We start from the raw sequence: 14,287 nt of genomic DNA on the forward strand, positions 1-14,287 counted from the left end.
CAGGGGCGACGCATCGTCGCCTGCGGAGCCTGCCGTTTCACCTGTGGCAGCCCGGCAAGCCGGGCCCTCTCCGTCACTTTGAGTGCGTCATCATAAGCAGCCATGGAGGCAGCTTTGAACCAGTTTTCCCGCAATATCCTGCTGTGGAGCATCATAGCCGTTGCCATGATCTCCCTGTTCAGCCTGTTCAACGAAAACGGCGGAACCCCGCAGAACTCCGCCGCCTACAGCACTTTCCTCTCGCAGGTCGACAACGGGGAAGTCAGTCAGGTGGTGATCGAAGACAGAAACATCACCGTCGTCACCAACGACGGCCGCACCTACAGCACCTATGCCCCCAACGATCCGAACCTCGTTCAGGAACTCAAGAACAAGAACGTGGTCATCGACGTCAAGAAGCCCGAAGAAACGCCGCTTGCCATGTCGGTGTTCATTTCGTGGTTCCCCATGCTGCTGCTCATCGGCGTGTGGATCTTCTTTGCCCGTCAGATGCAGGGCGGCGGCGGAAAGGCCATGTCGTTCGGCCGTTCCCGCGCGCGCATGCAGGATCAGAATCAGGTGGGCAAGGTCACGTTCGCCGATGTGGCAGGCGTGGACGAAGCCAAGGAAGAACTTGCCGAAGTTGTGGAATTTCTTTCCAATCCGCGCAAATTTACGCGCCTTGGCGGCCGCATTCCCAAGGGCGTGCTGCTCGTAGGCCCTCCCGGAACCGGCAAGACCCTGCTGGCCCGCGCCGTGGCCGGTGAAGCCGGCGTGCCGTTCTTCTCCATTTCCGGTTCCGACTTCGTGGAAATGTTCGTGGGCGTGGGCGCTTCGCGCGTGCGCGACCTCTTCGCGCAGGGCAAGAAGAACGCCCCCTGCCTCATCTTCATCGACGAAATCGACGCCGTGGGTCGTCAGCGCGGCGCAGGTCTCGGCGGCGGTCACGACGAACGCGAGCAGACCCTCAACCAGCTGCTCGTGGAAATGGACGGCTTTGAGTCCAACGAAGGCGTCATTCTCATCGCGGCCACCAACCGTCCCGACGTTCTGGATCCCGCGCTGCTGCGTCCCGGCCGTTTCGACCGTCAGGTCGTGGTTTCCACGCCCGACCTGCGCGGCCGCGAACGGATTCTCGAAGTCCACACCCGCCGCACGCCCCTCGCCAGGGACGTGGATCTCACCACCATCGCCAAGGGCACGCCCGGCTTCTCCGGCGCCGACCTTGAAAACCTCGTGAACGAAGCCGCGCTTCAGGCCGCCAAGCTCAACAAGGACCGCCTGAACATGTCCGACTTTGAATACGCCAAGGACAAGGTCCTCATGGGCAAGGAACGTCGCAGCCTCATCCTGAGCGACGAAGAAAAGAAGATCACCGCCTATCACGAAGGCGGACACGCCCTCGCCGCCAAGCTCCTGCCCGGCACCGATCCGGTTCACAAGGTGTCCATCATTCCCCGCGGCCGCGCCATGGGCGTGACCATGCAGCTGCCCAATGAAGACCGCCACGGCTACTCCCGCGACTTTCTGCGCAACAACCTCGTGGTGCTGCTCGGCGGCCGCGTGGCCGAAGAGATCATCATGGGCGACATCACCACCGGCGCGGGCAACGACATCGACCGCGCCACCAAGATGGCCCGCAAGATGGTGTGCGAATGGGGCATGAGCGACAAGATCGGTCCGCAGACCGTGGGCGAACATGAAGAGGAAGTCTTCCTCGGCCGCGAATGGGGCCACACCCGCTCCGTGAGCGACGACATGGCCCGCCTTGTGGACAGCGAAGTCAAGGCCCTCATCGACGAGGCCCGCGAACGCTGCCGCACCCTGCTCACCGAACACATCGACATGCTGCACGCCATCGCGCACGCCCTGCTGGAACGCGAAACCATTTCCGGCGAGGACATCGACATCCTCATGCGGGGCGAAAAGCTGCCCCCCTTTCAGATCAACGGGCAGAACGCGGGCGAATTCCATCTTGAGGAAGAACACTCCGCAGACGAAAAGAACAACGCCGGGAACAGCCAGTCCAACGCGACGCCCCCTGCGGAGACCGCGGCCCCTCAGCCTGAGGAAAAAGCCGCAAGCGACTCTTCCGCCTCCGGCGAAGGAGCCGACAGGGGAGACAAATAACGATGAATAAGGACACGGTCTGGATGCTTCGCCACGGGGCATTCAGCCCTGTTTCCACCGAAAAACAGGGCGGTACGCCGTCGCGCTTCACGCTGTGGGGCGTGGTGAACGTAACGCCCGACTCCTTTTTCGACGGAGGCAGGCACCCTTCTTTTGAAAGCGCGTTTTCCCACGCCAGACGCCTCGCCGCAGACGGAGCCAGAGTGCTTGATCTCGGCGGGGCTTCGTCGCGTCCGGGCGCGCAGGACGTTCCCCCCGACGACGAAATGCGCCGCGTGCTGCCTCTCGTGCGCGCCCTCTCCGAAGGTCGCGGCAGACGCACCCCGCCCGACACCCTGCTCTCCGTGGACACCTGGCGCACGTCCGTTGCCGCCGCCGTGCTCGAAGCCGGCGCCGACATCATCAACGACATCTCCGCCGGCGTGTGGGAGCCCGAAATCACCGACGTGCTCGCTCAGTACCGCCCCGGCTACGTGCTCATGCACTGCCGCCCCGGCATGACCCCCGGCACCATGCAGAACGATCCGCGCTACGAAAACGTGCTCGACGAAGTCATCGCCTTCCTCGAAGCGCGCATGACCGCCCTGGTCAAGGCCGGTCTGCCCGAGGAAAACATCATGCTCGATCCGGGCATAGGCTTCGGCAAAACCGCGGAACACAACTGTCAGATACTCGCCGGCATCGAAAGACTCCTCGCCCTGGGGCGTCCCGTGCTGCTCGGCGTTTCCAACAAGAGCATCTTCGGCGACCTGCTCGGCCTCGACGTGACAAGACGCATCGAAGCCACCAGCGTCTGCACGGCGCTGCTCGCCGCGCGCGGCGTCTGCCATCACCGCGTTCACGACGTGGCCTCCGCCCGGCGAGCCCTCACCCTCGCGGAACACTTCACCCCCTGGAAAGACTGACATGTTCGCACTGGGACAGTTGACATTCGGCTGGCGAGACCTGCTGGACATACTCATAGTAGCCATCCTCTGCTACTACGGCATCCGCTTCGTGCGGGGCACGCGCGCCATGGCCGCCCTGAACGGCCTGCTCCTGCTGCTCATCCTGTTCGCGGCCGCCCAGTTCCTCGGCCTGTTCACCCTCGTGTGGCTGCTCCAGAACGTGTTCAGTTCCCTGTTCCTCGTGGTGGTCATCCTGTTCCATCAGGACATCCGCCAGGCGCTCTCCAACATGAACTTCCGGCATCTTTTCCGACGCAAGGCCAACGTGCGCACGGAAATGATAAGCACCGTGAGCCGCACCGCCTGCGCCCTCGCCGCCCGCCGCATCGGCGCCATCATCGTCATCGAGCGCAACGTCGCCCTCGGCGACATGACCGAAAAGGGCGTCACCATCGACGCCGTGGTCTCGCAGGATCTGCTCGCCACCATCTTCTTTCCCAACACGGCGCTCCACGACGGCGCCGTCATCATAGGCCACAACGACCGCATTACCGCGGCAGGCTGCGTGCTGCCGCTCGCCAACGTCGCCCGTCAGCACTTCGGCACCCGTCACCGGGCCGCCATCGGCATCACCGAAGTGAGCGACGCCATCTCCATCGTGGTGTCGGAAGAACGCGGAGAAGTGACCCTAGCCCAGGACGGCCACCTCTCCAATCCCCTGAATCAAGAACGCCTGGAACGGATACTGGCCAATGTCCTCAATCAATAACAGCCGGTTGCAGACCGTTCTTTCCGTACTGCTCTCCCTCGTCATCGCCACGGGGCTGTGGTATCTCGTCGTCGGTCGCGATCACGTGGAAACGCAGGTCGAACTGCGCGTGGAATACCGCGGCCTGCCCGACGGACTCATCATCCGCGAGGGCATGGTCAATCACATTTCCGTGCGCCTGCGCGGTTCCGCAGAACTTCTGCGCAATCTGCACTCGCGCGACCTCGTCTATACCGTGGATCTCTCCGGCGTGCAGCGCGGCGCCACCGCCCTGCCCCTGGCCGTGGATTCCATGCCCGACTTCAAGGCCTTTGAAATACTCGAAATCATGCCGAGCCGACTCGTGCTTGAGGCCGACGCCCTCACCGAACGCGTGGTGCCGCTCGAGAACAAGATGCTGCCTCTGCCGGCAGATTCGCCCTACCTTATTTCCCACGCCATTCTTGAGCCGTCCTTCGTCACGGTGAAGGGCCCGGAAACCCAGGTCAACTCCCTCGACCGGCTCATCGTGGTGTACGATCCCACCAAGAACGCCAGCGAAGGCCCCCATGAGGCCAACGTGGCCATCGTGGCCCCGCCGCAGGTGGAAATCACCCCGCCCGTGACCACCCTGCGCTACTCGCTCGACCTCAAGACACAGAACGTCACCCTCTCGCGGGAAATCCAGCTCGACAACGACGACGAAGGCTACAGCGTGCGTCCCGATCAGGCCAGCGTGGAAATCTCCGTGCCCGAAGCCCTCGTGGAAGACCGCGACTACCTCGACGCCGTGCGCGTCATCGTGCGCCAGCCCGCCGACTTCACCCCCGGCGACAGCGCGGAAGTCACCCCCATCGTCATGCTGCCCTCGGGCGCGGGCCTCATTGCCATCGAGCCGCCCACCGTCATGCTCTTCAGCCGCACCGACATCGGCGCGGAAAGCCGCAACTGGGCCCCGGCAGAAAGCATATTCACCCTGCCGACCAACACCTTCGGCATGAAGCTGCCCGATCAGCGGGTGTCCGGAAACTTTTCGCTGAGCGACGTCGTGCTGCCTTCGGCCTCGCTGCCCCAGCCCAACGACCTCAAAGTGCCGCCCGCCCTCTCCGGCGACGACAAGCCCGCCGATCAGCCCCCCGCGTCCGGAACAGACTCCGCCGCACCCGCCAAAGTGACCGTGCCCGCCAAGGTCGCCGCTCCGGCAAGCATCGCCGTACCGGCAAAAGTCGCCGCGCCCGCCGCTTCCGCCTCCCCGGCCGGAACCGCGACCGCCGCGACCTCCGTCAGCGCCGACGGCAAAGGCGGAACAACCGCTCCCAAAGCACCCATCGAAACACAGGATTAGCCATGTCTGAACGTCTTTTTGGCACCGACGGCCTGCGCGGCCGGGTCAACACCTATCCCCTCACGGCCGAAATGGCCCTGCGCCTCGGCCTCGCCGCGGGCACCGTGTTCCGCTCCGACGAATGCCGCCGCAAGGTCATCATCGGCAAGGACACCCGCCTCTCCGGCTACATGTTTGAATCCGCGCTCACCGCGGGCCTGTGCGCCTCCGGCATGGACGTGTATCAGGTGGGCCCCCTGCCCACTCCCGCCATCGCCTTCCTCACCCGCAACATGCGCGCCGACTTCGGCGTGGTCATTTCCGCCTCGCACAATCCCTATCACGACAACGGCATCAAGTTCTTCGACCGCGAAGGCTTCAAGCTTCCCGACGAAGTCGAAGACAAGATGTCCGAGCTCATCCTCGACAAGGACTACGAATGGGACTACCCCGCCTCCAACAAGGTGGGCCGCGCCTACCGCATCGTGGACGCCTCGGGCCGCTACATCGTGTACCTCAAGAGCAGCTTTCCCCAGCAGCTCACCCTCGACGGCCTGCGCGTGGTCATCGACTGCGCCAACGGCGCCAACTACAAGGTCGCGCCCCTCGCCCTTGAGGAACTCGGCGCCGAAGTCTTCCGTCTCGGCACCTCGCCCGACGGTTTGAACATCAACTATCAGTGCGGTTCGCTCCATCCCGAAAACCTTCAGGCCAAGGTGCGCGAAGTGCGCGCCGACGTCGGTCTCGCCCTCGACGGCGACGCCGACCGCCTCCTCGTGGTCGATGAAAAGGGACGTCTGCTCGACGGCGATCAGATCATGGCCATCTGCGCCGACGACCTCATGAAAAAGGGCAAGCTCAACAAGAACATTCTCGTGGGCACGGTCATGAGCAACATGGCCCTCGAAGTGTTCATGAAGGAACGCGGCGGCCAGCTTCTGCGCACCAAGGTGGGCGACCGCTACGTCATCGAAGCCATGCGTCAGCACAACGCCATGCTCGGCGGCGAACAGTCGGGACACCTCATTTTCCGCGAATACGGCACCACCGGCGACGGCCTGCTCGCCGCGCTCCAGATTCTGCGCATCATGCGCGAAACCGGACGCCCCCTCTCCGAACTGGCCGACCGGCTCAAGCTCTATCCGCAAAAGCTCATCAACGTGAGCATTTCCCGCAAGATTCCCTTTGAAAAGTGCGAAAAGCTCATGGCCGCCCAGAAGGACATCGAAGAAAAGCTCGGCGCTCACGGCCGCGTGCTGCTGCGCTACTCCGGCACCGAAAACCTCTGCCGCGTCATGGTGGAAGGCGAAGACGAAGACTTTGTGCGTCGCGCCGTCCGCCGTCTGGCCGACGTGGCTTCCGAAGAACTCCGCTGAACCTGTCGCGGCACGGAATTACCGCTCCGTGCCGCGTTTTGTCGCCCGTGCCTCCCCTTTCAACCGTCACCAGGAGAAATTATGGCCTTTGAAATCAAACAGCAGTTCAAACTGAGCCAGCAGCTCCACATGACGCCCATGCTCAAGCAGGCCATTTCCCTGCTTCTGTTCTCCCGTCAGGAACTGGTGGAAGCGGTGCAGCGGGAACTGCTGGAAAATCCCTTCCTTGAGGAGCGCGAAACCGACAACGCCGCATCCTCCGCTCCCGACGCCGCGGCCGATTCCCGCAAAAGCGCCGAACAGGACAGCCCCTGGCCTCAGGAAGAAGTGGCCCGCAGCGCCGAATGGGAAGAATACCTCGGAGAATTTTCCAGTCAGTCGCGCGTGGCCCAGCAGGAATTCGAGGCCGCCGAAGAGGACGGCAATCCCCTCGAAGCCTGCCACTCCGCCGAACCCAACCTCGAAGCCCATCTCATGGGACAGCTTCTGCTCTCCCCCCTCACCGAAAAACAGAAGTCCATCGGCGAGTGCATCATCGGCAACCTCGACGAAACCGGCTACCTCACCGCCACCGACGAAGAAATCGCCTCCCTCGCCGGCGCGGATCCCTCCGAAGTGCCGCCCGTGCTCTCCGCCATCCAGAATTTCGATCCCGTCGGCGTGGCTGCGCGCTCCCTTTCCGAATGTCTGCTCATCCAGCTGCACGCCCGACGCGACGACCGCGACCCCATCCTCGTCGATCTCGTTCAAAATCACCTCGAAGACCTTGAAAAACAGCGCTATAAGCCGCTGTTGCGCCATTTTCACATCGACCTCGACACCCTCAAGGAATACATAGGCATCATCCAGAGCCTGGAACCCCGCCCCGGCGGCAGCCTCGGCAGCAGCACGCCCTGCTACGTCAGCCCCGACATCTTCGTGCGCAAGGTGAACGGAGAATTCGTCATCCTCATGAACGACGAAGACCTGCCCCACCTCCAGCTTTCCCCCCTCTCCGAAGAGCTCGCCGAGAAAAACCGCTCCAGCGAGGAAAAGGACTACATGAACGACCGGCTGCGCTCGGCCGTGTGGATCATCCGCAGCCTCGAAGAGCGGCAGCGCACCCTCTATCAGGTGATGGAAAGCATCGTGAAGCATCAGCACGACTTCTTTGAATACGGCGTGTACAAGCTCAAGCCTCTGGTGCTCAAGGACATCGCCGAAGACATCGGCCGCAGCGAATCCAGCATAAGCCGCATCACCACCAACAAGTACGTGGGCACTCCCCACGGCATCTTCGAGCTCAAATACTTTTTCAACAGCGCCCTCTCCTCCAGCGACGGCAGTCAGGTGGGCTCCGAAAGCGTCAAGGCCCGCATCCGCGCCCTCATCGACGCCGAAGACCAGTCCCACCCTCTGTCCGATGAAGACATCAGCTCCCGTCTCAACGAGGGCCTCGGCGTCAAAATCGCCCGGCGCACCGTGGCCAAGTACCGCGAAGAGCTCGGCATTCCGTCGTCGTCGCGCAGAAAGAAGCATTTATGATGAGAGGAAGGGGACAAGTCGGAGCACCAGGGGCTCCGCCCCTGACCCCGCCGGGACAAGCCCCGATCCCCCCCCTGATTCGCTTCGCGATTCCGCCCGAATGGCCCCGGCTTTCCGGCGTTCCCCGGGCTTTGCCCGGATGACTCCGGCGTTGCAGGATCTGTCCCGGCCCGCCCGATTTTCCTCGGCTCCGCCCACTTTCTCCGGCTCCCTGTCGTGCCTCCGAGGTTGCCGGGTTTGCCCTGCCCCTGACGTGCCCGGCATTCCGGCGTGCCCGCGGTTTTGTCTGTGCCGTCCCCTCCGCCTCGCCCGGGATTCCACGATCCGGCGGAGAACGCGTGCCGGCACCGGCAGGAGCGCCGCGCCGTGCTCTTTCGGCAATATTGCGAGCCCTTCCCCGCGGCGGAGGATCCCGTCGTGTCCCCGGTCATGACTCCGACGGGCCGCAACAACATACGCGATTCCTTCCGTGCTTCGGCACGAAGGGCGCGTTTTTTTTTGACCGATGCAAAAAGCGTCGCCGCGAGGAAAACACATGGTGCGCCGATGCGTGCAGCATCCTTGCCGGTCACCGCCTGCATGAAGCCCACGAGGCAGCGTCCCGAAACACGCAGCCATCCGAATCCGCGCCCCCATCCCCCCAATTAAAAAGTTTTGGAGATGGGGATGGGGGCGCGGGGGAAGGGCCTTTTTCAAAAGGGCCTTCCCCTTCCCCCGCATGCTCTCTTTCTCCCCCTCGTTCCCCACAACGGAAAAAGGCACAAATATTTTCCACATTTTTGCGCTTTTGTAAACACAAAATTGGCAAAAGCTCTTTTTCTTTTACAGGAGAGAAGAAAAATCATTTTTGTCGACACGGCGACAACTTATTGTATTCAATTGATATACCTTTTAAAAACACTGTATTTGTCCTGCATTTCGCGGCATTTTCCCGTCGCTTCATGATTGCACACAATCGTAAGATTCTATAAGATTCCCTCCATATCTCTTACACGAACCTGAGTTTCTTAATCGGAGGATCGTTATGAAGCTTTCCCGTGTGTTCGCCTCTGTGGCCATGGCCGCTCTGGCCTGTGGCCTCGCCTTCCCGGCTGCCGCCGCCGAACCCGTCAAAATCGGCGTGTATCTGCCCCTCACCGGTCAGAACGCCTTCGGCGGTCAGCTCGAGCTCGACGGCATCAAACTGGCCCAGCAGGCCAATCCCAAAGTGCTCGGCCGCGACGTTGAACTCGTCGTCGTGGACAACAAGTCCGACAAGGTCGAAGCCGCCAACGCCGTGAAGCGCCTCGTGGAACGCGACAAGGTTTCCGCCTACATCGGCACCTACGGCTCCTCCCTGGCCATGGCCGGCGGCGAAGTCGGCGAAAAGGCCGGCGTCCCCGGCGTGGGCACCTCCTGCACCAGCCCCCTCGTCACCCAGGGCAAGAAGTACTACTTCCGCGCCTGCTTCATCGATCCCTATCAGGGCGCTGCCGCCGCTTCCTACGCCTACAAGACCCTCGGCATGAAAAAGGCCGCCATACTCATGGACGTCGCCAACGACTACTCCGTGGGCCTGTGCAGCTTCTTCAAGCGCTCCTACAAGAAGCTCGGCGGCCAGATCGTCGCCGACATGAAGTACAATTCCGGCGACCAGGACTTCACCGCCCAGCTCACCGAAATCATCAATCAGAAGCCCGACATCGTGTTCATGCCCGCCTACTTCGCTGAAGGCGCCATCATCATGAAGCAGGCCCGCGAACTCGGCGGCACCTTCGTCATGATGGGCGCCGACGCCATGGACAACCCCGACACCGTCAAGATCGGCGGCAAGGCCGTGGAAGGCTTCCTGCACACCACCTTCCCCTATGACGTCAACATGCCCAACATGAGCCCCGCCGCCAAGGCCTTCACCGACGCCTGGAAGGCCGCCTATCCCGACAAGGATCCCAACGTGAACTCCGCCCTCGGCTACGTGTGCTACAACCTCATTCTCGACGCCATCACCCGCGCCGGCTCCGACGATCCCGAAGCCATCACCAAGGCCCTCGCCGAAACCAAGAACTTCGCCACTCCCCTCGGCACGCTTTCCATCAACGCCTCGCATGACGCCGAACTGCCCGTCGGCATCATTCAGTACAAGAACGGCAAGCGCTCCTACATCGGCGAAGCCATCGCCGACTAATCTTCTCTGATCGAACGGCCGGAGCCTGGTCTCCGGCCGTTTCCGGCGCTCAGCGCCTCTTCCGCCCCACACGCATATTTCACCGCGCCCCGCTCCGTCCCCGACGGGCCGGCGTATTTTTATGAAGCCTCGCCGCACGGATACTCGTCCCTGCGCGGCGGCGCGGCCGGAAAGGGTTCCCTATGAGTCTGGAATTATTCCTCCAACACTTTTTCAACGCGCTGACGCTCGGTTCGCTGTACGGCCTCATCGCCATCGGCTACACCATGGTGTACGGCATCCTGCGCCTCATCAACTTCGCCCACGGCGACATCCTCATGCTCGGCGCGTACTTCGTCTTCTACGGCACCACGCTCTTCTGTCTGCCCTGGCCCGCGGCCGTGGTGGTGTCCATTCTGGGATCCGCCGCCCTCGGCGTCCTCATGGACAAGATCGCCTACCGCCCCCTGCGCGACGCGCCCCGCATTTCCGCGCTCATCAGCGCCATCGCCGTTTCCTTCTTCCTTGAAAGTCTGGCCGTGGTGGTCTTCACCGGTCTGCCCAGACCCGTGCATCAGCCCGAGTGGCTCATCAGCATCATCACCATCGGCGGCGCGCGCCTCATGCCCCTCACTCTCCTCGTGCCCGGCGTGACCGCCATTCTCGTCGCCGCCCTGCTCTACGTCGTCTATCACACCAAGCCCGGCCTCGCCATGCAGGCCATTTCCAAAGACATCGAAACCACGCGCATGCTCGGCGTGTCCGTGGACAAAATCATAGCCCTCACCTTCGCCATCGGTTCCGCCCTCGCCGCGGCTTCCGGCATCATGTGGGCGCTGCGCTATCCGCAGATCAACCCCTACATGGGCGTGTTCCCCGGCTTCAAGGCCTTCATCGCCGCCGTGTTCGGCGGCATCGGCTCCATCCAGGGCGCGGTGATCGGCGGCCTCATGCTCGGCTTCATTGAAATCATGGCCGTCGCCTTCTTCCCGGAACTCTCCGGCTACCGCGACGCCTTCGCCTTCATTCTGCTGGTCGTTGTCCTTCTGGTGAAGCCCACCGGCCTGTTCGGTGAAAAACAGAAGGAGAAGATCTGATGACGCTCTCGAAAGACTCTTCCTCCGCCGCGCGCAACAACACCCTGACCGTGCTGGCCATCGCCCTGCTGTTCCTCTTCCTCTGGTGGGCCGACGGCAGCATGGCCGAAGACACCGGCCTCACCTTTCTGCCCTCGCCCCTCAACGGCTATGAAGTGCAGATTCTGAACCTTGTGGCCGTGTACGGCATTCTCGCCATTTCGCTCAACATCATTTACGGCTTCACCGGCATGTTCTCGCTCGGCCACGCCGGATTCATGGCCATAGGCGCCTATGTCTCCGCCCTGTGCGTGCTCACGCCCGATCAGAAGGAAATGATGTGGATCATCGACGAAATCCTGCCTTCCCTCGCCGCCCTGCACACGCCCTTCTGGTTCTCCGTGATCCTCGGCGGACTCGTGGCCACAGTGTTCGCCCTCGTCATCGGCATTCCCGTGCTCAGGCTCGGCGGCGACTACCTCGGCATCGCCACTCTGGGCTTCTCGGAAATCATCCGCGTGCTCATCGTGAACGCCACCCCCATCACCAACGGTTCGCTCGGCATCAAGGGCATTCCCTGCCACACCGACCTGTTCACAAGCTTCATCTGGCTGCTCGTGGTGGTGTTCTGCACCGTGCGCCTGCTCTCCAGCAACTTCGGCAACGTGCTCAAGGCCGTGCGCGACGATGAAATCGCCGCTCAGGTCATGGGCATCAACGTGTTCCACACCAAGCTCTTCTCCTTCTGCCTCGGCGCCTTCCTCGCCGGCGTGGGCGGAGCCCTGCTCGGCAATCTCCTCACCACCATCGACCCCAAAATGTTCACCTTCCTGCTCACCTACAACATCCTCATGATCGTGGTGGCGGGCGGTCTCGGTTCCATTACCGGCAGCATCATCGGCAGCGTCATCATCACCGTGCTGCTCGAATGGCTCCGCGTGGTGGAAGAACCCATCGACCTCGGATTCGTGGAAATTCCCGGCATTCCCGGCATGCGCATGGTGGTGTTCTCCGTATGCCTGCTGCTCATCATTCTCTACCGCCGCGAAGGCATCATGGGCATGCGCGAAATCACCTGGAACAGTCTGGCCGCCTTTTTTTCCCGCCTCGGCCGCAAGAAGGAGCGTAAGGCATGAGCCGGAAGAACATCATTGAAGTAAGAAACGTCACCATGCGCTTCGGCGGCGTCACCGCCGTGAGCGAACTTAACATGGACATCCCCGAAGGCAGCATCGTGGGCCTCATCGGCCCCAACGGCGCGGGCAAAACCACCGCCTTCAACGTGATCACCGGCTTTTACCGCCCCACCGAAGGCGAGGTGGTCTTCGCCGGACGCCGCATCACCGGCATGGATCCGCACCGCATCTGCGCCCTCGGCATGGCCCGAACCTTTCAGAACATCCGGCTTTTCTACAACGAAACCGCGCTGGAAAACGTCATGATCGGCCGTCACGTGCGCCGCAGCGGCCACTGGTGGGGCGCCGTGCTCGGACTGCCGGGAACACGCCGCGAAGAGCGCGACATCCGCGACAAGGCGCTTGAGCTTCTGCGCCGCGTAGGCCTCTCCGCCCACGCCGACGAAACCGCCTCGTCCCTGCCCTACGGCGCACAGCGCCGCCTGGAAATCGCCCGAGCCCTGGCCACGGAACCGAAATTCCTGCTGCTCGACGAACCCGCCGCAGGCATGAATCCGCAGGAAAGCCTCGAACTGATGAAGTTCATCCGGCAGATTCGGGACGAATTCCACCTGACCATCCTGCTCATCGAGCACGACATGAAGGTGGTCATGGGCGTGTGCGAACATATCTGGGTGCTGGAATACGGCAAGCTCATCGCCGAAGGCGACGCCGAGGCCATCCGTTCCAACCCGCGCGTTATCGAAGCCTACCTCGGCGAGGATGTGAACAATGTTGCAGATTAATGATCTTCATGTGCATTACGGCGGCATTCACGCCGTCAAGGGCGTGTCGCTCTCCATTCCGAGGGGAAGCGTGGTCACGCTCATCGGCGCGAACGGCGCGGGCAAAAGCAGCATCATCCGTTCCATAGCCGGGCTGGTCAAGGGCGCAAGCGGCGAAATTCTGCTCACCCGCCACGAAGGCGACAAGCCCGTGAACCTGCTGGGCATGCCCGCAGAAAACATGGTGCGCCACGGCATAGCCCTGAGCCCCGAAGGCCGCCGCATACTGCCGCACCTCACCGTGGCCGAAAACCTCACCCTCGGCGCCTGGTGCCGCAAGGACGAAGACGGCATCGCCCGAGACATGGAACTCGTCTACAACCTCTTCCCCCGCCTGCGCGAACGCAGCTGGCAGAAGGGAGGCACCCTCTCCGGCGGCGAACAGCAGATGCTCGCCGTGGGCCGCGCCCTCATGAGCCGACCCGACCTCATCATGCTCGATGAACCTTCCCTCGGCCTCGCCCCCATCCTCGTGAAGGAAATCTTCGACATCATCCGCCGCATCAACGAAGACGGCAAAACCGTGCTCCTCGTGGAACAAAACGCCTACGCCGCCCTCTCCATCGCCGACTACGCCTATATCCTCGAAGTCGGCTCCGTCGTCCTCGAAGGCCCCGGCAAAGACATGCTCAAAAACCCCAAAGTCCGCGCCGCCTACCTCGGCGGGTAGAAAAGGCAGGAAAGACAGAAAGACAGAAAAGGCATGCGGGGGAAATAATTCCCCCCGCGCCCCCCTGTTTCTGCCTCCCGGCTTCGCCGGTTCGGCAGGACATGGTGAACGGGACAATTATGCCCGAAGCAAAGGGCAAGGGGGGAGCGCAGGCCGGAAGGCCGTTTCTCAACGCTCTGGGGCCCCGGGCGACATCAGGAGCCCGGCCGACGGGCATAAGCAGGCGGAATTCACTTCCGGCGTTAAACGCAATGCCCGTCGTGCAAGTCGTGCAGGCCGTACAGCGTGTCCTGCGTAAACGGGACTGCGTGTTCTTCGGGAGAGGACAAGGTCGAACGGGAAAATTATGCCCGGAGCCAGAGCGAGGGGGAGTGTGCAGGCAAAAGAAACGCCTCTCAACGCTCTGGGGCCCCGGGCGACATCAGGAGCCCGGCCGACGGGCATAAGCAGGCGGAATTCACTTCCGGCGT

General features: G+C 62.6%; 11 protein-coding genes. All 11 read left to right on the forward strand.

The features are described from left to right. Positions 1–114: 114 nt before the first annotated feature. Positions 115–2,109, forward strand: coding sequence for an ATP-dependent zinc metalloprotease FtsH (gene ftsH / locus Q0K02_RS10105; RefSeq protein WP_294488291.1), 1,995 nt, complete (start codon positions 115–117; stop codon positions 2,107–2,109). A gap of 2 nt (positions 2,110–2,111) precedes the next feature. Then, positions 2,112–3,014, forward strand: coding sequence for a dihydropteroate synthase (folP, locus tag Q0K02_RS10110; RefSeq protein ID WP_294488294.1), 903 nt, complete (start codon positions 2,112–2,114; stop codon positions 3,012–3,014). Position 3,015: 1 nt separating this feature from the next. Continuing rightward, positions 3,016–3,765, forward strand: a complete 750-nt coding sequence (gene cdaA / locus Q0K02_RS10115) for a diadenylate cyclase CdaA (RefSeq protein WP_294488297.1) — start codon at positions 3,016–3,018, stop codon at positions 3,763–3,765. Then, positions 3,749–5,089 (forward strand): hypothetical protein, encoded by a 1,341-nt coding sequence (locus Q0K02_RS10120; RefSeq protein ID WP_294488300.1) that lies wholly within the window; start codon positions 3,749–3,751, stop codon positions 5,087–5,089. The genes cdaA and Q0K02_RS10120 overlap by 17 nt, the downstream gene beginning before the upstream one ends. Positions 5,090–5,091: 2 nt before the next feature. Next, complete coding sequence (gene glmM, locus Q0K02_RS10125; protein WP_294488302.1) at positions 5,092–6,444, forward strand: phosphoglucosamine mutase; 1,353 nt, start codon at positions 5,092–5,094, stop codon at positions 6,442–6,444. Positions 6,445–6,525: 81 nt separating this feature from the next. Continuing rightward, positions 6,526–7,968, forward strand: coding sequence for an RNA polymerase factor sigma-54 (gene rpoN / locus Q0K02_RS10130; RefSeq protein WP_294488304.1), 1,443 nt, complete (start codon positions 6,526–6,528; stop codon positions 7,966–7,968). A 1,024-nt stretch (positions 7,969–8,992) separates the two neighbouring features. Further along, positions 8,993–10,132 carry an ABC transporter substrate-binding protein gene (locus Q0K02_RS10135; RefSeq protein WP_294488306.1) on the forward strand — a complete coding sequence of 380 codons (1,140 nt, stop codon included), beginning with the start codon at positions 8,993–8,995 and terminating at the stop codon, positions 10,130–10,132. A 182-nt stretch (positions 10,133–10,314) separates the two neighbouring features. Then, the gene (locus tag Q0K02_RS10140; RefSeq protein WP_294488308.1) at positions 10,315–11,208 is read left to right on the forward strand and encodes a branched-chain amino acid ABC transporter permease; all 894 of its coding nucleotides are present in this window, start codon (positions 10,315–10,317) and stop codon (positions 11,206–11,208) included. After that, the gene (locus tag Q0K02_RS10145) at positions 11,208–12,323 is read left to right on the forward strand and encodes a branched-chain amino acid ABC transporter permease (RefSeq protein ID WP_294488311.1); all 1,116 of its coding nucleotides are present in this window, start codon (positions 11,208–11,210) and stop codon (positions 12,321–12,323) included. The genes Q0K02_RS10140 and Q0K02_RS10145 overlap by 1 nt, the downstream gene beginning before the upstream one ends. Further along, a complete protein-coding gene (locus tag Q0K02_RS10150; protein ID WP_294488314.1) occupies positions 12,320–13,108 on the forward strand; it encodes an ABC transporter ATP-binding protein in 789 nt (262 codons plus the stop codon). Before Q0K02_RS10145 ends, Q0K02_RS10150 begins: the two co-directional genes overlap by 4 nt. After that, complete coding sequence (locus Q0K02_RS10155; protein WP_294488317.1) at positions 13,095–13,817, forward strand: ABC transporter ATP-binding protein; 723 nt, start codon at positions 13,095–13,097, stop codon at positions 13,815–13,817. The genes Q0K02_RS10150 and Q0K02_RS10155 overlap by 14 nt, the downstream gene beginning before the upstream one ends. Positions 13,818–14,287 lie beyond the last annotated feature (470 nt).

The organism is uncultured Mailhella sp., assembly GCF_944324995.1.
GTDB lineage: Bacteria > Desulfobacterota > Desulfovibrionia > Desulfovibrionales > Desulfovibrionaceae > Mailhella.